Consider the following 21,553-nt stretch of genomic DNA (forward strand, 5'->3'; position numbering starts at 1 on the left):
CTCCTTACCTTAACGCACGCTGCTTTCTGGACGGGTGATATGGGCGAGCGCCTGAGTCAGCAGACGGGCCCCTTCCGAGGTCATGATGGATTCCGGGTGGAACTGGAAACCCAGCACCCGCTCATCCTGCTGCTCGATGGCCATGGGCATCCCCTGATAGTGGGCAATCACCGTCAGCTCTTCCGGTACATAGGTGGCGACCAGCGAGTGGTAGCGGGCCACCGGCAGCGGGCTCGGCAGACCGGCGAAGGCGCCGTGGCCGTTGTGCTCAATCAGCGAACGCTTGCCGTGGACAATTTCGCCTGCCGCACCGACTGTGCCACCGTAGGCTTCGCACAGGGCCTGATGGCCGAGGCAGATACCGAGGATGGGCACCTGACCACGAGCCAGCTTGATAAGGTCTATGAGGCAACCCGCCTCGTGGGGGGCGCCCGGCCCCGGGGAGAGCACCAGTACGGCGTCCCCTTCACAGGCGGCGATTTCGCTCATGATGCGGCTGGCCGGCAGGCTGTTGCGGTAGATCCGCACCGGATAGCCGAGGGAGCGGAACTGGTCGACGAGGTTGTAGGTAAAGGAGTCGAAGTTGTCGAGCAGGAAGATGTTAGTGGCTGTTGATCCGGTACTCATTGGCTCACGTCCTTATGTTGCTCCTGCTGGGCGCTCAGGGCTTGAAGGGAGGTGCCATGGCTGGCAGCGATGGCGGCCAGCACGGCGGCCGCCTTGGCGCGGGTTTCGTCCGCTTCGGCCTGGGGCTTGGAGTCATAGACCACCCCGGCACCGGCTTGCACATGGGCCACACCATCTTTGACAAACGCCGAGCGAATGACGATGCAGGTATCCATCTCGCCGGCGCCGTTGATGTAGCCGACGGCGCCGCCGTAGCTGCCGCGGCGCTTGCCTTCCACCATGCGAATAAGCTCGCTGGCGCGGATCTTGGGGGCGCCGGTGAGGGTGCCCATGTTCATGCAGGCCTGATAGGCGTGCAGGGCGTCAAGGTCAGAGCGCAAGGTGCCGACTACCTTGGAGACCAGGTGCATCACGTGGCTGTAGCGATCCACTTTCAGCAGCTCCTTGACGTAGCGGGTGCCGGGCTCCGAGATGCGGGCTATGTCGTTGCGGCCCAGATCCACCAGCATCAGGTGTTCGGCCACCTCTTTCTCGTCCTGACGCAGCTCCAGCTCGATACGGCCGTCGAGATCCCGGTTGATGCTGCCATCGGGGTTGAAGCCGCGGCGGCGGGTACCGGCGATGGGGTACATCTCCACATCGCGGCTGGCGGCGCAGAATTTCACCGCGCTCTCCGGCGAGGCGCCAAACAGGGTGAAGCCCTCATCCTGCACGTAGAACATGTAGGGGCTGGGGTTGGTCTGCTTGAGGCGGCGATAGGCGGCCAGAGGGCTCGAGCACGGCAGGGAGAAGCAGCGGGACGGCACCACCTGGAAGATGTCGCCACGGCGGATAAAGCCCTTGAGCTTCTCCACCTCGGCGCAGAACTGCTTGTCGCTCTTGTCCACGCTCATGCCACCGGTCAGGGGCTGGGTGGTCAGCTCGGCGCTTAGGGGTTGCTGGCAAATCTGTTTGAAGTCGGTGAGCCGTTCGGTCAGGCGGGTGTATCTGTCTTCCACCTGGCTCTCGTCGCTGTCACCGCCAAAGATGCAGGCCAGCAGTTGAGTGGTGCGTTCGATATGGTCGATGGTGATCAGGGTCTCGGCCACGTAGAAGCAGTAGTCGGGGCAGTCGTTGCTCCCCTCCGGCACGTCGGGCAGATCTTCAAAAGAGGCGATGAGGTCGTAGGCAAAGCTGCCGGCCATAAAGAGCGCTTCTTTGCCGAGCTGGCAATCAAGCTCCCGCTGCAGGGTGCGCAGCACGTCCAGCACGCTGCTCCCCTTGAGGCGGGAATCTTCGTCCTGCTCCCGATCGGAGGCCGGGAAGTCGAGTTGCAGCTCGGCATCGACCAGCGAGCGAGCCACCACCGCAGGCAGCCGCTCGGTCAGCAGGCTTTGCAACTGGGCGCCGTTGTCGTTCAGGCTGCGAACCCGCACGGTGCGGCCACGGCACTCGATGCGCAGGCAGGCATCCACCAGCAACAGGCTCTGTTTACCCGCCTTGGAGTCGATCTCCACCGATTCCAGCAGCAGGTTGTTGGGGTGACCCTGACAGAGGCGGGTATAGAGCGCCAGCGGGTCGGCCACATAGGGGGCGTTGAGTTTGAGGGTATCGAATTCACCCAGAGGAAGGCGATGTGTGGCTGTCATAGTGCGTTCCCTTGCGTGTGATGCTGTTTACCGATGTTCATGACATTGAATTCCTTGAAAATTTAATTGGTCCGGGGTGGCTGGTTCAGGGGCGCCATCGCCAGGTCAGGTTGCTTGTCTGAATTCTCGGTTTCATCACAGGTCCATTTGCCGGATAATAAAAAAGCCCGCTGGGGTCAGCGGGCTTTTTCTTTGGGTTCTTAATTTGCTGTCAGATTACAGGTACAGCAACGACCACACGCCCGCATGTCAGGGAGTGTGCCACCACCAGATGGTCAGGATGGAAGTCGTTTGCATGATAAAGTCCTGTAAAAAGATGTTTGCAATGAAGTGCCTACAGAAAACGATAAAGCCGCGGCCAAGTCAAGTCGCTTTTTAGCCTTCTTTCACCGATTTGCCATGAATGGTGACCTGACCACGAGAGCGGAATAACCTGATGAGATTCGATCTTCACTGCCATACCACTGCCTCCGACGGGGTGCTGAGCCCCGCCGAACTGGTGCGCCGCGCCGCCGAGAAACAGGTCGAGGTGTTAGCAGTTACTGACCACGATACCCTTGCCGGGCTTGATGAGGTGCGCCGCACCATTGACGCCGAGCAACTGCCGCTGCGACTGGTGAGCGGGGTCGAGATCTCCACCGGCTGGGAGCATCACGAGATCCATATAGTGGCGTTGGGGGTGGATGAAAAAAATCCGCAGCTGACCGACTTTCTGGCCGGTCAGCTGGCACGTCGCGAAGCGCGTGCGATGGAAATCGGGCGTCGTCTGGAGAAGTGCCTCATCCCCGGCACCTATGAAGAGGCCAAACAGCTAGCCGGTGACGCTGCCGTGACCCGCGCCCACTTTGCCCGGGTGCTGGTGGCGCGCGGGGTGGCCGACAACATGCAGAAGGTATTCAAAAAGTACCTGAGCCGTGGCAATAAAGGCTATGCCCCGGCCGAGTGGCCCGAGATGAGCGAAGCCATCGCTGCCATTCATGCCGCCGGTGGGCTGGCGGTGCTGGCCCACCCCAGCCGTTACGATCTCACCGCCAAGTGGATCAAGCGGCTGCTGGTGGCTTTCAAGGCCGCCGGTGGTGATGCCATGGAGGTCTCATTGCCCCAGCAGAGCCCGCAGGAGCGAGCCAATCTGGGCCAGTGGGCCAAGGATCACGACCTCTATATCTCGGTGGGATCGGATTTTCACTTCCCCTCCAACTGGACCGAGCTGGGCCGCCACCTCTGGCTGCCAAAGGAAGGCATGCCCGTCTGGCTTGCCTATCCCGGTCACTTTGGGCTCACCACCGAACAACATGCCGAGCTGCTGGCGAGTCGATAACGGCATCAGCGAAGCGGCCACAAACAGGTTAAGGTAGTGTCATGGGTCTTTGACCCGTGACCATACGAGCGGGCAGGTATTGCTGCCCCCATTGCGAGAACAAGCTATGAGTCAGCATTTCTACGTACATCCGGAAAACCCCCAGGCCCGACTGATCGGTCAGGCGGTACAGATCATCCAGAACGGCGGCGTGATCGTCTATCCGACCGACTCCGGTTATGCGCTGGGTTGCCAGATGGGTGACAAGGGCGCGCTGGAGCGCATCTGCCGCATCCGTCGCCTTGATGCCAACCACGACTTCACCCTGGTGTGCCGCGATCTCTCCGAGATCGCAACCTACGCCAAGGTCGACAACAGCGCATTTCGCCTGATCAAGAACAACACCCCGGGCGCTTACACTTTTATCTTCAAGGCGACCAAAGAGGTGCCGCGCCGCCTGATGAACGAGAAGAAAAAGACAATCGGTATCCGTATTCCGGACAACAAAATAGCCCAGGCGCTCTTGGAAGCACTCGGCGAGCCGCTGCTCTCCACCACATTGATCCTGCCAGACTCCGAGATGGCCGAGTTTGACCCGGAAGAGATCTTCGACAAGTTGGGCAAGCAGATCGATCTGGTGGTCAACGGCGGCTATCTGGGCGAGCAACCCACCACAGTAGTCGATTTCTCTGACGACGAGCCGGTATTGCGTCGTCGCGGCGCCGGGGATCCGACCCCGTTTGAGTGATGTCGCTGAACCGGTGACAGTCCCTTCCGCCGAGACGGGGACTGGCGCCGCGCTACCCATCGCGAAAGTCCTGGGGCAGCCCTATCACGAGCTGCCTCAGGACCTGTTCATCCCGCCCGATGCGCTGGAGGTGTTCCTCGATACCTTCGAGGGGCCGCTGGATCTGCTGCTCTATCTCATCAGGCGCCAGCAGCTAGATATCCTCAACCTGCCGATCCTGCAGATCACCGCCCAGTACATGGAGTACGTGGAGCTGATGCAGGGGCTCAACCTTGAGCTGGCGGCTGAGTATCTGCTGATGGCAGCCTGGCTCGCGGAGATCAAATCCCGCCTGCTGTTGCCCAAGGCGCCGGAGCTGGAGGATGAAGAGGAGGGAGAAGACCCGCGGGTGACCCTGATCCGCCGCCTGCAGGAGTACGAGCGCTACAAGGTAGGGGCGGAGAGGGTCAATGAGCTGCCACGGGTGGAGCGGGAAATTTATATCGCCGCTGCCTTGCCCCCCGATTTTGGCGCCCTCAAGCCACTGGCGCCCGATGTTTCGCTGGTTGAGCTCGCCCTTTACATGCAAAGTGTGGTAAAACGCGCGACTCATTTCGAACATCACCAGATCCGCCGCGAACAGATCCCGACCCGGGTGCGCATGGCGGAGATCCTCGCCATGCTGACTCTGGGGCAGACCCTGCGCCTTGAGCAGGTGCTGCGCGCCGAAGAGGGGCGCATGGGGGTGCTGGTGACGTTTCTGGCCCTGCTGGAGCTGTGCAAGGAGCAACTGATCTGGATCCTGCAGGCAGAACCACTCGGCCCAATCCATTTCGCATTGGCCGAGCAGAGCGAGGAGGGCAACCGTGGCGCTGCCCACTGAACGACTCAAGACCCTGATCGAAGCGGCGCTGTTCGTGGCCGGTCGTCCGCTCAATGTCAGCGAGCTGAAAAGCAGCGTGCTGGCCGATTATCCGGTGACCAGTCGCTATGTTCAGCTGCTGTTGGCCGAGATCAGGCAAGATTACAGCTCGCGAGGCGTCGAGCTCAAGGAGGTCGCCTCCGGCTGGCGCTTTCAGGCGCGTCAGGAGTATGCCGAAGAGCTCTCGCGGCTCTGGAGCGAGCGGGCGCCGCGCTATTCGCGCGCCGTGATGGAGACGCTGACCCTGATTGCCTATCGCCAACCCATCACCCGGGCCGAGATCGAAGCGATCCGCGGGGTGGCGGTGTCGAGCCAGATAGTGAATACCCTGAAAGAGCGTGGCTGGGTGCGCAGCATAGGCCACAAAGAGGTAGCCGGTCGCCCCGAGCTGCTCGCCACCACCAGAGAGTTTCTGGATTACTTTAATCTGCAGAGTCTGGAGCAGCTCCCCGAGCTGGATCCTGAGCTGCAACCCCTGTTGCCCTCTGCGGTGGACGGGGAGAACGATGCCCGGTGAATGGCGCCCAAGCGTGCCGATGTCACCGAGATATACATTTTTCAACTGTGGCGAGTGCTCCAACCGGCGTTTGTTACAGTTAACCCCGTTGCCCCTTTTACCAGTGGGCAGCGATCAACAATCAGGTAACCCCGATGAGTGAAAAACTGCAAAAAGTGTTGGCCCGCGCGGGTCACGGCTCCCGTCGTGAGATGGAGGCCCTGATCACCGCAGGTCGGGTCAGTGTGGATGGCAAGGTCGCCACACTGGGGGATCGCGTCGAAGTGAACGCCGTGATCCGGGTGGATGGTCACCAGGTCAAGACCCGTGCCGCAGAGGAAGTGATCTGCCGCGTACTGGCTTACCACAAGCCGGAAGGGGAGATGTGTACCCGTCACGATCCGGAAGGTCGTCCCACCGTGTTTGATCGTCTGCCCAAGATGGAAGGGGCCCGCTGGATCGCGGTCGGCCGCCTCGACGTCAACACCTCCGGTCTGTTGCTGTTCACCACCGATGGTGAGCTGGCCAACCGTCTGATGCACCCGAGCCACGAAGTGGAGCGGGAATACGCGGTACGTGTCTTTGGCGAGATCACCGAAGCCATGCTGCAGCGTCTGCGCAAGGGCGTGCAGCTGGAAGATGGCACCGCCAAGTTCAACAAGATCAAACCGGCTGGCGGTGAGGGTCTGAACCAGTGGTTCAACGTCACCCTGACCGAAGGACGCAACCGTGAAGTGCGCCGCCTGTGGGAATCCCAGGAAGTGCAGGTGAGCCGCCTGATGCGTATCCGCTACGGCGACGTCAAGCTGGATCGCGGCATCCCGCGCGGCGGCTGGCAAGAGCTGAAATTGCCGGAAGTGAACTACCTGCGCGGTCTGGTCAACCTGCCGCCGGAGACCGAATCCAAGGTCGATCTGCAGCAGGATGGCAAAACCAGCCGTCACAAGCAGGCCGCCCAGATCCGTCGCGCCGTACAGCGTCACAAAGAGATGCAGGGCAAAGAGCCCCGTGCCCGCGCCACCACCGCCCGTCGCAAGCCGCAAGCCTCTACCCGCAACTCCGGTACCGGGAGCAAGTAAGCCGATAGCCTGTTGCGTACTGAGCGCTGTTCAAGTGCTCAGTCGGCCAAGCAAAGGCCCGCACCAGATGGTGCGGGCCTTTTTTGTCAGCGCGTTGCCTAGCGGCAATATTATTGGACCTGTGCCACTGCTTCACGAGTGAGTCGGCCAATCTCTTCCCACTGTTTCTCTGCGATCAGTTTCTTGTCGACCATCCAGGATCCACCACACGCAATGACCCGCGGGATCGCCAGGTATTCATTGATATTGTGAGTCGAGATCCCGCCAGTGGGCATCAGCGTGATCTGGGTATAAGGTGCCAGCAGCGCCTTGATCATCGCGCTACCACCCGATGCTTCGGCCGGGAAGAACTTCAGGGTCGTCAGCCCCATCTCCAGCGCCGCTTCAATTGTGCTGGGGTTATTGACCCCAGGGATGATGGGGATGTCGAGCTCCTGACAGGCCTTGACCGTATTGGGGTTAAAACCGGGGGAGACGATAAAGGTAGCGCCCGCCTCTTTGGCTGCGCTCACCTGCTCGCGGTTGAGCACGGTGCCTGCGCCAATCAGCATCTCTGGATATGCCTTGCGCAGCAAACGGATAGCTTCGACAGCCGCGGCGGAGCGGAAGGTGATCTCGGCAACCGGCAGCCCGTTATTGGCCAAGGCTGCCCCCAGTGGAATGATATCTTCAGCCTGCTCGATGGCGATCACCGGGATCACTTTCAGCGCCTGCAGTTGTTCAGTAATGGATGACATTCAGTTGACCTCGTTTAGTGTGATGCTGGTTTGATGAAGCTGTCGGTGACACTGCGGGTGGCACTTTCCGCAATAATTGCCCCCTTGTGCTGGATGACGATCCCCGCCAGTCGGTGGCCCATGCGGGCACACTCGTCGATCGCCCGTCCTTGCAGGTAGCCAGCCAGAAAACCGGCATTGAAGGAGTCACCGGCCGAGGTGGTATCCACCACCTTGCTGACCGCTTGGGTAGGGATAGTGATGGCAGGTTCCCCGGTTTGCAGGGCCTGGTAACAGCAGCCAGCCGCCCCCTGTTTGACCACCGCCTGCTGCACCCCGGCCGCCTTGAGGCGCTGCAGGGTCCGGGTCACATCCTCGTCCCCCCACAGGGCCTGCTCATCGTCGTCGGTGACCAGGGCCAGCGCGGTGATGGCCAGCAGTTGCTGGTAACAGGCCCGGGCGTCGGCCGGACTCTGCCACAGGGCGGGGCGATAGTTGCTGTCAAAGATGATCGCCACGTCCGCCCGGTGCAGTTCAGCCAGCCACAGCAGCAGCGCCTGCCGATCTGCCGCGGGCAGGATCGCCAGCGAAATACCGCTGAGATAGAGCGCATCCACGTCGCTGACGGCCTGCTTGAGCTGTGGCAACTGCGGATGCTGCATCAGGTAACGGGCAGCCGAATCGTTGCGCCAGTAGAGGAAGGTGCGCTCGCCGTGCTCATCAAGCTGGATTAGATAGAGGCCGGGATGACGCTGTTGATCGATGAGCACCGTACTGGTGTCGATCCCGGCCTGTTGCCAACGCGCAATGATTTGCTGGCTGAGCGGGTCTTGGCCCATGGCGGTCAGGTAGCTCACCTGAATATCGGTGGGTTGGGAGGCTCGCGCGAGATAGATGGCGGTATTGAGGGTATCGCCCCCAAATGCCTGCTGCATGTCGCCAAAAGGTGTACCATTGAGTTCAATCATGCACTCCCCGAGCAGGGCAATCCGTTTCATCCTCGGGCTCCTGGCAGTTGAAAGTAGCGGGCTGCATTGTGATAGCAGATATCCTGGATCATTTTCCCGGACAGCTGCAGATCACTGGGGATTTCGCCCTGCTCGATCCAGCACCCCACCATGTCGCACAAAATACGGCGGAAATACTCGTGGCGAGTGTAGGAGAGGAAGCTGCGGGAGTCGGTCAACATGCCGACAAACTGGCTGAGCAGGCCGAGTTGAGAGAGCTGCTCCAGCTGGCGCTGCATGCCATCTTTCTGATCGTTGAACCACCAGCCTGAGCCGAACTGGATCTTGCCTGCAATGCCTCCCCCCTGGAAGTTGCCCGCCATGGTTGCCAGCACCTCGTTATCACGAGGGTTGAGGCAATAGAGGATGGTCTTGGGCAATTCATCGGTTTGATCCATCTCATTCAGCAGATGAGCAAGCTCCCAGGCAAATGGCTTGTCTCCGATAGAATCAAAGCCACAGTCTGCGCCAAGCAGGGTGAACATGCGGCTGTTGTTATTACGTTGAGCGCCCAGATGCAACTGCATCACCCAGCCTCGCTTGGCGTATTGACGGCCGAGCCATACCTGAACGGCAGTGGAGAAGGCTGCAATCTGCGATTCGTCCAGCACCTCTCCGGCCAGTCGGCGCTGGAGCAGTTGAGTCAGGGTCGCATCGGAGGGAACTGGTGCATAACGCACCACTTCGATACCGTGATCCGCTGCGCGGCAACCATGTCGGGCGAAGTGTTCAAGGCGCCGTTCCAGCGCAGTCAGCAAGTCGGCAAAGGTAGTAATGTCGACATCGGCGGCGGCACCCAATGTCCCAATGTAGTCAGCAAAACCGGCTTGCTCGATCTTGAATACCTTGTCGGGGCGCCAGCTGGGGAGCACCTCGATAGCAAAACCGGGGTCCTCGGCAATCTGGCGATGATAGATAAGTGAATCCACCGGATCATCTGTGGTACCGACCATGCGGACATTCATCTGCTGCATCAACCCGCGGGCGGAGAAGGCCGGGGTGGCGAGCAGTTCGTTGCAGTGATCCCATACCTTGTCGGCGGTGTTTGGCGCCAGGGTGATACCCTCCAGACCGAAGGGGCGGCGCAGTTCTAGATGGGTCCAGTGATAGAGAGGGTTACCCAGCGTTTGCGGGACTGTCTGTGCCCACGCATTGAACTTGTCACGACTGCTGCTGTTTTTGCCGGTGATCAGAGCCTCCGGGATACCGGCGCTGCGCATGGCTCGCCATTTGTAATGGTCCCCCTCCAGCCAGATCTGGCCCAGATCATCGAATCGGCGATCTTCCGCTATCTCTTGTGGATTGAGATGGCAGTGGTAGTCATAGATAGGCATATCAGCGGCATAGTCATGGTAGAGATGACGTGCCGCATCGCTGTTCAACAGAAAATCCTTACACAGGAAAGACTTCATATTCATTTCTCCCTTGGCCCGGTCGTTGCCAGATATGGTGATTAGAGCGCAGCGACGCAGCGACGGGCGCCGTGGTCAAGCAGTCCTTGATAGGCCCGAGTGACCGCATCGACAAAAGCACCCTGTTGCGGCAGTTCCGGGCCAAAGATGGCCTCAATGGCCAGCAACGGTTTGACCACGTTGCAACTGAGGCCGTGCTCTGCATAGATCGCCTGGAAGCGGGGTAGCAGGGGATCCCTGACATCGATCACCTCACCGTTTTCTCCCTCACCGCTGACATAACGCATCCATCCGGCGATGCCCAATGCCAGATGCCGGTAATCACTGCCGTTCTTCAGATGGAAGAGGACGGAGTCGACCATGCGTTGTGGCAGCTTTTGACTGCCATCCATGGCGATTTGCCAGGTCTGGTGTTTGAGCGAGGGGTTGGTGAAACGGGTGATCAGTTGTTGGGCATAGCCCTCGAGATTAGTTCCAACAGGCATGTTCAGGGTTGGCGCCTGTTCATTGAGCATCAGATCAAGTGCTGCCTGGCGGTAGGCCGGATTGGTCATGGTGTCTGCGATATGGGCATAGCCGCCGAGGTAGCCGAGATAGGCGAGAAATGAGTGGCTGCCGTTCAGCATGCGCAATTTCATCTCTTCAAAGGGCACGACATTGCTGACAAATTCGGCACCGGCCAGATCCCAGTTTGGTCGGCCATTGACGAAATTATCTTCAATCACCCATTGCCGGAATGGCTCGCAGGCAATACCACAGGGGTCAGCCACACCAATTGCCTGCTCAATCTCGGCCAGCGTCTCCGGGGTGGCTGCAGGTACGATGCGGTCGACCATGGTGCAAGGGAAGGTGACCTGCTCACGGATCCAGGATGCCAGCTCTCCATCGAGCAGTTCGGCAAATCCCAGAATGGACTGACGTGCAACATGACCATTTTCCTGCACGTTGTCGCAAGACATGACTGTAAAGGGAGGGAGGCAACGCTCTTTGCGCAGGCGCAGGGCGGCAACGATGCAGCCGATGGCGGAAGTGGGGGCATCAGGGTGCTGCAAGTCGTGCTGGATCAACGGATTCTGCGGGTTGAACTGCCCGGTGGCAGGGTCTGCGCAATAGCCTTTTTCAGTGATCGTCATCGATACAATGGCGACTTGCGGTTCTGCCATCTTCTCGAGGATGGCGGACATGCCGTCAAAGGTGGGGTGCAGTGACTCCACCACAGAACCAATCACTTTGGGGTGTACGCTCTCGGCCCCCTTCTCCAGCACGGTGTAGAGGTGGTCTTGTGCTCTGAGCGAACGGATCAGCTCCTCTCCACCGAACAGGTTGACCTCGCAGATCCCCCAGTCACCTCCGCCAGTTGCGAGAGTCTCATGGGTAATCAAGGCTTGGTGGGCTCGATGAAACGCGCCGAAGCCGATATGAACTATCCGGTTTCGTAGTGCTGCTCGCGGATAGGGGCTCAACATCAATTCACTCAGCTTGTTCTTCATCTTTTCTTGCCTCGATTTATAAATTTTTGCACATCACCAGAGTCGCTGGTTGGCGCCACAGGCGTCAGCCAACCGTTGCGTGTCGTGACATGACTTGTATGGGTAACTGGGATATCAGCCTCTGCATGCTATCTCCAGGTCAGCCATAAGTCTATTTTGGTTGACCAAATAGATCTTTTTTTGAGATCGAGATCAACCAAATGAGTTAAGTTGGTTGATCTATGGCTGTTACCTCAAGATGATGGCCGCACATCGCAGTAGTCAATATGCCTTGATGTGGCCTGACTCATTTAAATTGGTGATTGAAGGATTCATTATGAGCATCAAAGTTAAAAACTTTAGGTGGTATATCATCGCCTTGGTTTGTCTTGGCACAATAGTTAACTATTTATCCCGCAGCTCATTGAGTGTTGCCGCACCTCAAGTAATGAGTGAGCTGAATTTTACAGAAAAAGAATATTCATGGATCGTAAGTGCATTTCAGATATGTTACACAATTGCACAGCCGATTGCTGGTTATATAATCGATATGATTGGTTTGAAAGTAGGCTTTTTTATTTTTGCAGTCGCTTGGTCTCTATTTAATATGGCGCATGCATTTGCTGGCGGCTGGATTAGTTTGGCGGTATTGCGTGGCGGCATGGGGTTGACGGAGGCTGCGGCTATTCCAGCAGGGATGAAGGCTAGTGCCGAATGGTTTCCAGCCAAGGAGCGTGGCATTGCCGGTGGATTGTTTAACGCTGGTACCTCAGTCGGAGCCATGCTTGCTCCTCCGTTGGTAGTCTGGGCAATGCTAACCTTTGAAAGCAGTGGGTTAGGCACTGAAATGGCATTCATAATCACCGGAGGTGTGGGGATCCTCTTTGCGATCACCTGGTTTCTTGTATATCGCTCCCCCAGAAAACATAAATGGATTTCCCAGAACGAGCTGACATATATAGAAGAGGGGCAAGAGAAACATCTCACAGCCAATGAGGGTAAGCCTGAAATAAAAGAAATTATCAAACAGCGTAATTTTTGGGGCTTGGCAATAGCAAGGTTTCTAGCAGATCCAGCTTGGGGAACGCTCAGTTTTTGGATGCCTCTATACTTGACTTCGGTAATGCATCTTCCTCTTAAAGAAATTGCCATGTTTGCCTGGTTACCATTTCTTGCTGCTGATTTCGGATGTATTGCGGGTGGATTTATTGCAAAGTTTTTCATGGAAAAACTTAATATGACAACACTGAATGCGCGGCGAGCTACTTTCACCATTGGGGCGATACTTATGTTGGCAATTGGCTTTGTCAGTATTATTAAGGATCCCTACGTGGCGATTGCCTTGATGAGTATCGGTGGATTTGCTCACCAGACGTTGTCAACCGTGGTTATTACCATGTCGGCAGACCTTTTCAAGAAGAATGAAGTGGCGACAGTCGTTGGTCTTGCGGGTTCGGCAGCCTGGATTGGCCAGCTATCGTTCACTCTGGTGATGGGGGCCTTGGTGGCAATTATTGGTTATGGGCCTTTCTTCATTAGCCTCAGTGTCTTTGACTTGGTGGGTGCCGTTGTGCTGTGGGTATTGCTAAAAGAGCCGGCAGCCCAGAGGTTGACTCATCTTCACATGGAGAAGGCTGCAACAACGCTCTCATAAGCATGTCAGAGGGTCTCCAAGGTGTTGATACTGGATATCACGATTACTTTGGTTGACCAATTGTTGTTGGTTGCTTACCATTTTGGAAAACTACGCTACCAATTTGAGAGCAAGCCATGAGTGTTGAAGTAAAGCGTCAATATCGTGAAGTTGGTGAGTTTATCAAGGAAGAGTTGGCTTCAGGCAAGTACGCCTTGGGCTCCCGTCTTCCTCCTGAGCGCGACATTGCTGAACAGGTGGGAGTGGGGCGCTCTGTGGTGAGAGAGGCTCTCATCATGCTCGAGATTGAAGGTTTTGTAGAAGTGAAGAAGGGGTCCGGTATTTATGTCATTGCGATCCCTTCCGAGCCAAATTTCAGCCCGAATGATACCGTGATGGGACCTTTTGAACTGCTGCAAGCCCGGCAATTGCTGGAGAGCAATATCGCAGAGTTTGCCGCCATTCAGGTGACTCCGTCAGATATACAAAAAATGCGCGCAGCCCTGGAGGCCGAACGTCGTGATGTCGAGAGTGGTGAGGGTGAAGAGGGTGATATGAATTTTCACCTGGCAATAGCCGAAGCGACTCATAACAACATGCTGGTGGCATTGTGGCGCCAGTCTTGGGTTAGTCGAGAAAATAACCCGATGTGGCAGCATTTGCATGACCGGATTGCCACTACTGAATATCGCAAAGAGTGGTTGAATGACCATGTTGCAATCTTGTCTGCAATGCAAAAAAAAGATCCTGCGGCAGCCAAACTGGCGATGTGGACCCATTTAGAGAATGTCAAACAGCGATTGATGGAGTTGTCAGATGTTGATGCTCCCGAGTTTGACGGATTTTTGTTTGGCTCTTATCCAGTCAGATTTTCAAGTTAGCGAACGAATTTAAACCAAGAGGTAGTAATGGAACAAACATGGCGCTGGTATGGGCCTAATGACCCAGTAACCTTGAATGATATCAAACAGGCGGGGGCAACTGGTATTGTGACTGCCCTGCATCATATACCAAATGGTCAGATCTGGAATAAAGACGAGATACTCGCTCGCAAAGCATTAATTGAAGAAAAAGGTTTAACCTGGTCGGTAGTTGAAAGTGTACCTGTACATGAAGAGATCAAGACACATTCTGGCCAGTATCAGCAATGGATAGACAACTATAAAGAGTCGATCCGTAATCTGGCTGCATGTGGCATCGACACGATTTGCTATAACTTCATGCCCGTACTGGACTGGACCCGAACCGATCTGGAATACGAGATGCCGGACGGTTCCCGAGCCCTGCGTTTTGACCATATTGCGTTTGCCGCCTTTGAGCTCTCCATCCTCAAGCGCCCGGGTGCCTTGCACGAATACTCACCGGAAGAGCAGCAACAGGCATTCAGCTACTTTAATGAAATGAGCCCGGAGCAAATAGAGACACTGACCCGGAATATCATTGCCGGCTTACCTGGTGCTGAAGAGGGTTATACTCTGGAAGCATTCCAGGCTCAGCTGGATAAATACAAGGATATCGACAAAGAGCGTTTGCGAGAGCACCTGGCCTATTTTCTCGATGAAATAATCCCTGTTTGTGAAGAGTCTGGCGTCCGTTTGGCTGTCCATCCGGATGATCCTCCCCGCCCGATCCTGGGGTTACCGCGAATTGTCTCTACCATTGATGATATCGCGTGGTTGGTTAACCGGATTCCCAGTCAGGCCAATGGTATTACCATGTGTACCGGCTCTTATGGTGTGCGTGGGGATAATGACCTGGTTGATATGATAAAACGTTACGGGAATCGTATTTACTTCACCCATTTGCGTTCAACCAAGCGGGAAGATAATCCGAAGACATTCCATGAAGCGGCTCACCTTGATGGTGATGTCGACATGTATAATGTAGTGTTGGAAATTGTACGTGAAGAGCAACGGCGACTGAAAGATGGTGATAATAGACTTATCCCCATGCGACCTGATCATGGTCATCAGATGATTGATGATCTGAATAAGAAAACAAATCCCGGATACTCATGTATTGGTCGTCTTAAAGGGCTGGCTGAAGTGAGGGGATTGGAAATGGGTATAACCAAGGCATTTTTCTCAAATAACTGACCATTATCGTGTCTGGTTGAATAGAAGACAGGAGGCTATCGAGCCTCCTTTCTTCTATCCGGAAATCCTTGATTGCCAGCCAAAAGATTGCGCCCCGGATCAGCTCTTGTTAGCCTGTGCGGCTCTGATAGAGGAGTGAACAATGAGCAAGGTACTTGATGAGCTGCTGGCGTTGCTGGCGCTGGAAAAAATCGAGGAGGGCCTGTTTCGGGGCCAGAGCCAGGATCTCGGTCTGCGGGCCGTGTTTGGCGGACAGGTAATGGGGCAGGCCTTGTCAGCTGCCAAGCAGACGGTTGAGACCGGTCGTCAGGTTCACAGTTTTCACTCCTACTTCCTGCGTCCGGGGGATGTGACCCGTCCCATCGTCTATGACGTGGAGAATATCCGTGACGGCCAGACCGTCTCCACCCGCCGGGTCAAGGCGATTCAGGGCGGCAAGCCCATCTTCTATCTCAACGCCTCGTTTCAGGTGCCGGCCGATGGTTTCGAGCATCAGGCGCAGATGCCGACCGGCATCACCCCGCCGGAGGAGCTCAAGAGCGAGCTGGAGCTGGTGCGCCCCTATGAGAATCTGATCCCGGCCTCCCTGCGGGACAAGATCCTCTGCGAGCAGCCCATCGAGATGCGTCCGGTGACTCTGGTCGACCCTATTCGGCCGACGGTGCAGGATCCGGTGCGCCACGTCTGGTTCAAGGCCAACGGTCAGATGCCGGACGATCTGCGGGTGCACAAATACCTGCTGGCCTACGCCTCCGACTTCAACTTCCTGCTCACCTCGCTGCAGCCCCACGGGGTGTCGTACTGGGAGCCGGATATGCAGGTGGCCACCATCGACCACTCCATGTGGTTCCACCGGGATTTCCGCTTCGACGACTGGTTGCTCTACGTGGTAGACAGCCCGAGCGCCAGCAGCGGTCGCGGTCTGGTACGCGGTCAGTTCTTCACCCGTGATGGCATGCTGGTGGCGAGCACCATGCAGGAGGGGGTGATCCGCCGTCGCGGCAGTTAAGGCCTCAAAGCGGATAGCAAAACGGGGTGGCTTGGGCCACCCCGTTTTCGTTGCTGCGATGTGGGCGGGCGCTGCGGGATCAGCCGCCGCGCTGGTACTTGAAGCGCTTCTTGCGCCGGTAGGGATAGACATCCTCGAACACCCCCACCTTGATGTTGCTCTGCAGCATCTTCCAGTAGTTGGCGTCGAACATCTCCTTGTGCAGTTGTAGCATGATCTCGCGCACCTGCGGCTTTTGCAGCAGGAAGGTGGCGAACTCCTCCGGGAAGATGTCGTTGGGGGCTACCGAATACCAAGGCTCGGCGCTCCACTCATCCTCGGGGTAGCGCGGCGGCGGGATCTGGCGGAAGTTGCACTCCGTCATGTAGCAGATCTCGTCGTAGTCGTAGAAGACCACCCGGCCGTGACGGGTGACGCCAAAGTTCTTGAACAGCATGTCCCCCGGGAAGATGTTGGCCGCCGCCAGCTGCTTGATGGCGTTGCCGTACTCCTCCAGCGCGAGGCGGGTCTGCTGCTCGTCCGCCTTGTCCAGATAGAGGTTGAGCGGGATCATCTTGCGCTCGGTATAGAGGTGCTTGATCACCAGCTTGTCGTCGCTGATGGTGAGTGCCGAGGGCGCCACCGTCTTGAGTTCGGCAAGGAGCTCCGGCGAGATGCGATCCAGCGGAAACTCGAAGTTGGTGAACTCCTGGGTATCGGCCATCCGGCCAACCCGGTCGTGCTGTTTTACCAGCCGGTATTTTGCCTTCACCTGCTCGTGGCTCACATCCTTCGGGGGAGTGAACTCGTCTTTTATCACCTTGAACACCACATCGTAGGAGGGAAGGGTAAACACGCTCATCACCATCCCCTTGATGCCCGGCGCGATGATGAACTGATCCCGACTCTGGGCCAGATGGTGGCGGTAGTGGCGATAGAGCTCGGTCTTGCCGTGCTTCTGGCAGCCGATGGCGTTGTAGATCTCGTAATCGGGCTTGTGGGGCATGATCTGGCGCAGAAAGGCGACAAACAGCGCCGGTTCGCGGGCATAGACCATAAAGTAGGCGCGGGCGAAGCCAAACACGATGGAGGCTAGATCCGGCTCGAAGATGACGGTGTCCACATAGATGCTGTGGCCGGTGCTGAGCAGGGGCAGGATAAAGGGGAACACCTGATCCCGGGCCCGGATCAGCCCCACCAGATAGGCACCCTTGTTGCGGTAGAACACCTCTTTCAATAGCTCGATGGCAAACGGCTCGTCATGGAGTATTTGTGGGCCGTTCTCCGCAAGATGGCGGTGGATGTCGACAATATCCCGCTGCTTGTCCTCGTAGGGGAGGGTGAAGCTGTAATCCCCCAAAAGCTGGCTCAAGGTCTGCGGCAGGTGGGCGAGATCGGTGCGATAGATGCGCAGCAGGGAGCTTAAATCTGGTTTTTCGCCACGGCTGACAAAGGGGTGGATATAGAGGTTCTCGTCGCGGATATTGCGATGGCGAAAGATCCGGCGATAGACGGAGTTGAAGAAGGACTCCGCCACCTCGAAGTTGTCACAACGGGGCAGCAGATCGCTGAAGGCGCTCTTGACCCGTTTGAGCAGCTCCTGGGTGGCGTGGTGCTCCCCCATCATCTGGCGGATGGAGCTGGCGGTGGCCCCCACATGGTGGTCATAGAGGCGAATACGCTCGCGCCCGGCGAGCTGCACCCCCAGCCAGTCACTGTTCTCGAAGCGGCTCTTGCTGCCCTGGGTTATCTCGAGAAACCGGCTGTAAAACGACTCGAAGCGTTGCAAGATAGTCTCGGCGACGGCCTGTTCCAATGGCTGCTGCATCTCTCTCTCTTCCTTGTGATCTGTCGGGCCGATAGCGCGAAGGATTGGGTGTAATTTGTTCACACGTCTGGCCACTATCGCAACATTCAAACGTCTGTTCAAGTGGCAATTTTCGCGGATAAACGGTAGATTGCGCCCCTGTTTTGGTGATGGTTTAGCGACTGTTTGCTGTCTGTTTGAGAGGCCGTCCGGCCTGTGAGGAAACCCGATGAAGCTCTATTTTGTCCTGGTGGCACCTGCCCGACCTGCGAATGTGGGGGCGGCTGCCCGCGCCATGAAAACCATGGGATTCGATGCCATGCGACTGGTGGCGAGCCGGGTACACGAAGAGGAGGAGGCGAGCTGGGTGGCTCACGGCGCCCAGGAGATCCTGACTCAGGCCGAAGCGTTCGATACCCTGCCCGAGGCGCTGGCGGACATGGATCTGGTGATCGCCACCACTGCCCGTGAGCGCGGCCGCTACCAGCACTACCTCACCCCGGGGGAGATCCGCGAGCAGATCCGCAGCAAGCCTTCACTCAACAAGGTGGCCATCGTCTTTGGCTGCGAGGAGTCGGGGCTCTCCAACGAGCAGCTGGCCGAGGTCGATCTCATCAGCTATCTGCCCCTCAAGGTGAGCTACCCCTCCCTCAATCTGGGGCAGGCGATCATGCTCTACGCCTACGAGATGAGTCAGTTGATGGATGAGCTGAACGCCGACGGCGCCGCTGCGGTAGCAGAAAATTTTGATAACGCCGGGCAGGTTCGGGTGCTGAAAAGCAAAACAGCAGAATTGCTGGGTGAACTCGGAGTTTCGCAGGATGAAAAACTGCATCAATGGGTGATGGACCGGGTGCCCATGCTGCCGCAACGGGATTTGAACATGCTCCACCTGCTCTGCAAGGACCTTGCCCGCAAACTTGGTAAAGAGGTTTAAGTTGACAGCCCATCGCCCGCCGCGGTATTGCTAAAAGCCAGCTTCGTCAACGAGTGTTCGTCATGCAGTTATTCACCAACGTCATCACCACCACCATTATTACCGGTACCACCACAGGTGGCACTGGGGCCGGTTGATGCGCTGACGAACAAGCACAGAAATCAGAAAAGGCCCGTACCCACCCAGTACGGGCCTTTTTGTTGGATTGGTTTTTAGATTGAATTTCATAGATTTACAGGGAGAGAAAGCGATGAGAGTGTTGAAATTTGGCGGGTCTTCACTGGCCGATGCAGAGCGTTTTTTACGGGTGGCCGATATCGCGGTCAACACCCACGGCCAATCTCAGGTAGCCCTGGTGCTCTCGGCACCTGCCAAGGTGACCAATCATCTGGTGGCGCTGGTGGAACAGACCAGCCGTGGCATGGATGCCAGTTCCACCCTGTTTGAAGTGAATGGCATCTTCTCCCGCCTGCTGGCCGGGTTGAAGGCGGCCTATCCGGCGCTCGATGACAAGGCGCTGCTGGCACGTCTCACCGCCGAGCTGGATCAGGTGGAGCGCCTGATGCAGGGCATCCGTCTGCTGGGCCTCTGCCCGGACAACGTGCAGGCGCGCATCCTGAGCCGTGGCGAGAACCTCTCCATCGCCTTTATGCATGAACTGCTGCGGGTGCGCGGTCTGGATCTGGAGCTGATCGTACCGGAAGAGCTGCTGGTGACCGATGGCGGCTATCTGGAAGCCCACGTCGATATTGAAGCGTCCCGCCTGCGCTTTGCCGCCAAGGGGCTGCGTAGCGATTGCCTCTACCTGATGCCGGGCTTTACCGGTGGCAGCGACAAGGGCGAGACCGTGCTGCTGGGTCGCAACGGCTCCGACTACTCCGCCGCCGTCCTGGCTGCCTGCGTCGATGCCGAGTGCTGCGAGATCTGGACTGATGTCGAAGGCTGTTACAGCTGCGACCCCCGTCTGGTGCCGGATGCCTACCTGCTGAAAACCCTCTCCTACAAGGAGGCGATGGAGCTCTCCTACTTTGGCGCCAAGGTGCTGCACCCGAAAACCATCGCGCCGGTGGCCCAGTTCCATATTCCCTGCCTCATCAAGAACAGCTTCAACCCGCAAGGGCCGGGCACCCTGATCGGCCCCGAGAGCGGCGACGATGACCTGAAAGTGAAGGCCATCTCGGATCTCTCCGGCATGTGCATGTTCAACGTCTCCGGCCCCGGCATGAAGGGGATGGTCGGCATGGCCGGTCGCATCTTCTCCGCCGTCTCCCGCGCCGGGGTCAGTATCGTGCTGATCACCCAGTCATCTTCCGAGTACAGCGTCAGCTTCTGTATCCACAGCTACGACAGCGACAAGACCCGCAAGGTGCTGGAGCGCGAGTTCGAGCTCGAATTCAAAAACCAGCTGCTGGAGCCGCTGGATATCATCAGCGATCTGGCGATCATCTCCCTCATCGGTGACGGCATGCGCACCAGCAAGGGGATGGCGGCCCGCTTCTTCACCTCGCTGGCGCAAGCCTCCATCAACATCGTCGCCATTGCGCAGGGCTCGAGCGAGCGCTCCATCTCGGCGGTGGTGCGGGATCGCAAGGTGGCGGAAGCCATCAAGGCGTGCCACCAGAACTTCTTTGGCAGCCAGCAGTTTATCGATCTCTTTGTGGTCGGTGTCGGTGGCGTCGGTGCCGCGCTGGTGGATCAGATTGCCCGCCAGCAGCCGGTACTGGCCGAGCAGGGCACTGGCCTTCGCGTGGTCGGCATCGCCAACAGCCGCCAGATGGCGGTCAACAAGGATGGCCTGAACCTCGCCAACTGGCGTGAACAGCTGGTGGAAGCCCGCGACAGCTTCTCGCTGGAAGGGGTGAAAAAGCTGGTGGAAGATAGCCACATCATCAACCCGGTGATCGTCGACTGCACCTCCTCCGAGGCGGTGGCCGTCCAGTATGCCGACTTCCTCGCCGCCGGTTTCCACGTGGTCACCCCGAACAAGAAGGCCAACACCGGCTCGCTCGATTACTACAAGGCGCTGCGCCGCACTGCCCGCCAGACTCGCCGCAAGTTCCTGTACGAGACCAACGTGGGCGCCGGTTTGCCGGTTATCGAGAACCTGCAGAACCTCATCAAGGCCGGTGACAAGCTGCGCGCCTTCGATGGCATTCTGTCGGGGTCGCTCTCCTTTATTTTCGGCAAGCTGGACGAGGGGATGGCCTTCTCCGAGGCGACCAAAATCGCCCGTGGCAACGGCTTTACCGAGCCGGATCCCCGCGACGATCTCAACGGCATGGATGTGGCGCGCAAGCTGCTCATCCTGGCTCGCGAGGCTGGTATGGCGCTTGAGCTCTCCGATGTCGAGGTGGAGCAGGCGCTGCCGCCCGGCTTTGACGCCAGCGGCGATGTGGAAGCCTTTATGGCCCGCCTGCCCGAAGCCGACGGCTGGTTCCGCGATCAGTTCGCCGCGGCCCAGCGTGAAGGCAAGGTGCTGCGCTATGTGGGCTCCATCGAGGGTGGCAAGTGCAAGGTCGCCATCAAGGCGGTCGGTGGCGACGAGCCGCTGTTCAAAGTGAAAGACGGGGAGAACGCGCTCGCCTTCTTCTCCACCTACTACCAGCCGATCCCGCTGGTGCTGCGCGGCTATGGCGCCGGTACCGAAGTGACTGCGGCGGGCGTCTTTGCCGACGTGCTGCGCACCCAGAACTGGAAGCAGGAGTTGTAAGC

Annotated in this window: 18 protein-coding genes; 11 read left to right on the forward strand and 7 right to left on the reverse strand. The window is 57.8% G+C overall.

Translation table 11 applies throughout. The annotated features are described in order from the left end of the window. Window positions 1-9: 9 nt before the first annotated feature. Both G5332_RS02225 and G5332_RS02230 read right to left on the reverse strand, forming a co-directional pair. On the reverse strand, window positions 10-627 hold the full coding sequence (locus G5332_RS02225; protein ID WP_013723977.1) for an aminodeoxychorismate/anthranilate synthase component II: 618 nt from the start codon (window positions 625-627) through the stop codon (window positions 10-12). Next, the gene (locus G5332_RS02230) at window positions 624-2,255 is read right to left on the reverse strand and encodes an anthranilate synthase component 1 (protein ID WP_421249344.1); all 1,632 of its coding nucleotides are present in this window, start codon (window positions 2,253-2,255) and stop codon (window positions 624-626) included. Before G5332_RS02230 ends, G5332_RS02225 begins: the two co-directional genes overlap by 4 nt. A gap of 436 nt (window positions 2,256-2,691) precedes the next feature. Here G5332_RS02230 and rnm point away from each other — a divergent pair, with 436 nt between their 5' ends. The 5 genes from rnm (at window position 2,692) to rluB (ending at window position 6,776) form a co-directional block, all read left to right on the forward strand. After that, the gene (gene rnm, locus G5332_RS02235; RefSeq protein WP_421249345.1) at window positions 2,692-3,573 is read left to right on the forward strand and encodes an RNase RNM; all 882 of its coding nucleotides are present in this window, start codon (window positions 2,692-2,694) and stop codon (window positions 3,571-3,573) included. A gap of 106 nt (window positions 3,574-3,679) precedes the next feature. Next, window positions 3,680-4,300: an L-threonylcarbamoyladenylate synthase gene (locus tag G5332_RS02240; RefSeq protein ID WP_069527493.1), complete on the forward strand. Its 621-nt coding sequence runs from the start codon at window positions 3,680-3,682 to the stop codon at window positions 4,298-4,300. Further along, window positions 4,293-5,162, forward strand: coding sequence for a segregation and condensation protein A (locus tag G5332_RS02245; protein WP_160880718.1), 870 nt, complete (start codon window positions 4,293-4,295; stop codon window positions 5,160-5,162). Before G5332_RS02240 ends, G5332_RS02245 begins: the two co-directional genes overlap by 8 nt. After that, window positions 5,146-5,718, forward strand: coding sequence for an SMC-Scp complex subunit ScpB (scpB, locus tag G5332_RS02250; protein ID WP_005338125.1), 573 nt, complete (start codon window positions 5,146-5,148; stop codon window positions 5,716-5,718). The genes G5332_RS02245 and scpB overlap by 17 nt, the downstream gene beginning before the upstream one ends. A 134-nt stretch (window positions 5,719-5,852) precedes the next feature. Beyond that, window positions 5,853-6,776, forward strand: a complete 924-nt coding sequence (gene rluB / locus G5332_RS02255; protein WP_005347347.1) for a 23S rRNA pseudouridine(2605) synthase RluB — start codon at window positions 5,853-5,855, stop codon at window positions 6,774-6,776. A 110-nt stretch (window positions 6,777-6,886) separates the two neighbouring features. Here the strand turns inward: rluB and G5332_RS02260 are convergent, their stop codons facing one another. From G5332_RS02260 to G5332_RS02275, 4 genes are read right to left on the reverse strand one after another with little or no spacing between them, the layout of a single operon-like run. Next, window positions 6,887-7,513, reverse strand: coding sequence for a bifunctional 4-hydroxy-2-oxoglutarate aldolase/2-dehydro-3-deoxy-phosphogluconate aldolase (locus G5332_RS02260; protein WP_216953200.1), 627 nt, complete (start codon window positions 7,511-7,513; stop codon window positions 6,887-6,889). Between the two features lie 14 nt (window positions 7,514-7,527). Then, a complete protein-coding gene (locus G5332_RS02265) occupies window positions 7,528-8,490 on the reverse strand; it encodes a sugar kinase (RefSeq protein WP_421171765.1) in 963 nt (320 codons plus the stop codon). After that, window positions 8,487-9,911, reverse strand: a complete 1,425-nt coding sequence (uxaC, locus tag G5332_RS02270; protein WP_421171767.1) for a glucuronate isomerase — start codon at window positions 9,909-9,911, stop codon at window positions 8,487-8,489. The genes G5332_RS02265 and uxaC overlap by 4 nt, the downstream gene beginning before the upstream one ends. A 41-nt stretch (window positions 9,912-9,952) precedes the next feature. Beyond that, window positions 9,953-11,401 (reverse strand): fructuronate reductase, encoded by a 1,449-nt coding sequence (locus G5332_RS02275; RefSeq protein ID WP_421171769.1) that lies wholly within the window; start codon window positions 11,399-11,401, stop codon window positions 9,953-9,955. Window positions 11,402-11,717: 316 nt separating this feature from the next. Between G5332_RS02275 and G5332_RS02280 the strand changes: the two genes are divergently transcribed. The 4 genes from G5332_RS02280 (at window position 11,718) to tesB (ending at window position 16,118) form a co-directional block, all read left to right on the forward strand. Next, a complete protein-coding gene (locus tag G5332_RS02280; protein WP_421171771.1) occupies window positions 11,718-13,034 on the forward strand; it encodes an MFS transporter in 1,317 nt (438 codons plus the stop codon). A gap of 116 nt (window positions 13,035-13,150) precedes the next feature. After that, a complete protein-coding gene (locus tag G5332_RS02285) occupies window positions 13,151-13,894 on the forward strand; it encodes an FCD domain-containing protein (protein ID WP_005347333.1) in 744 nt (247 codons plus the stop codon). A gap of 27 nt (window positions 13,895-13,921) precedes the next feature. Continuing rightward, window positions 13,922-15,109: a mannonate dehydratase gene (gene uxuA / locus G5332_RS02290; RefSeq protein WP_421171773.1), complete on the forward strand. Its 1,188-nt coding sequence runs from the start codon at window positions 13,922-13,924 to the stop codon at window positions 15,107-15,109. Window positions 15,110-15,251: 142 nt separating this feature from the next. Next, window positions 15,252-16,118, forward strand: a complete 867-nt coding sequence (gene tesB / locus G5332_RS02295) for an acyl-CoA thioesterase II (protein WP_019445657.1) — start codon at window positions 15,252-15,254, stop codon at window positions 16,116-16,118. Between the two features lie 79 nt (window positions 16,119-16,197). On the opposite strand, the gene aceK is transcribed toward tesB, so the two are convergent. Further along, window positions 16,198-17,925 carry a bifunctional isocitrate dehydrogenase kinase/phosphatase gene (aceK, locus tag G5332_RS02300; protein WP_236303015.1) on the reverse strand — a complete coding sequence of 576 codons (1,728 nt, stop codon included), beginning with the start codon at window positions 17,923-17,925 and terminating at the stop codon, window positions 16,198-16,200. 208 nt (window positions 17,926-18,133) lie between these two features. On the opposite strand from aceK, the gene G5332_RS02305 reads away from it, so the two are divergent. Beyond that, a complete protein-coding gene (locus tag G5332_RS02305) occupies window positions 18,134-18,841 on the forward strand; it encodes a tRNA/rRNA methyltransferase (protein ID WP_021231205.1) in 708 nt (235 codons plus the stop codon). A gap of 250 nt (window positions 18,842-19,091) precedes the next feature. Then, entirely contained in the window at window positions 19,092-21,551 is a 2,460-nt protein-coding gene (thrA, locus tag G5332_RS02310) for a bifunctional aspartate kinase/homoserine dehydrogenase I (protein ID WP_421259208.1), read from the forward strand. Window positions 21,552-21,553 lie beyond the last annotated feature (2 nt).

This window comes from Aeromonas sp. 603757 (assembly GCF_049171255.1).
GTDB classification, from domain to species: domain Bacteria; phylum Pseudomonadota; class Gammaproteobacteria; order Enterobacterales; family Aeromonadaceae; genus Aeromonas; species Aeromonas veronii_A.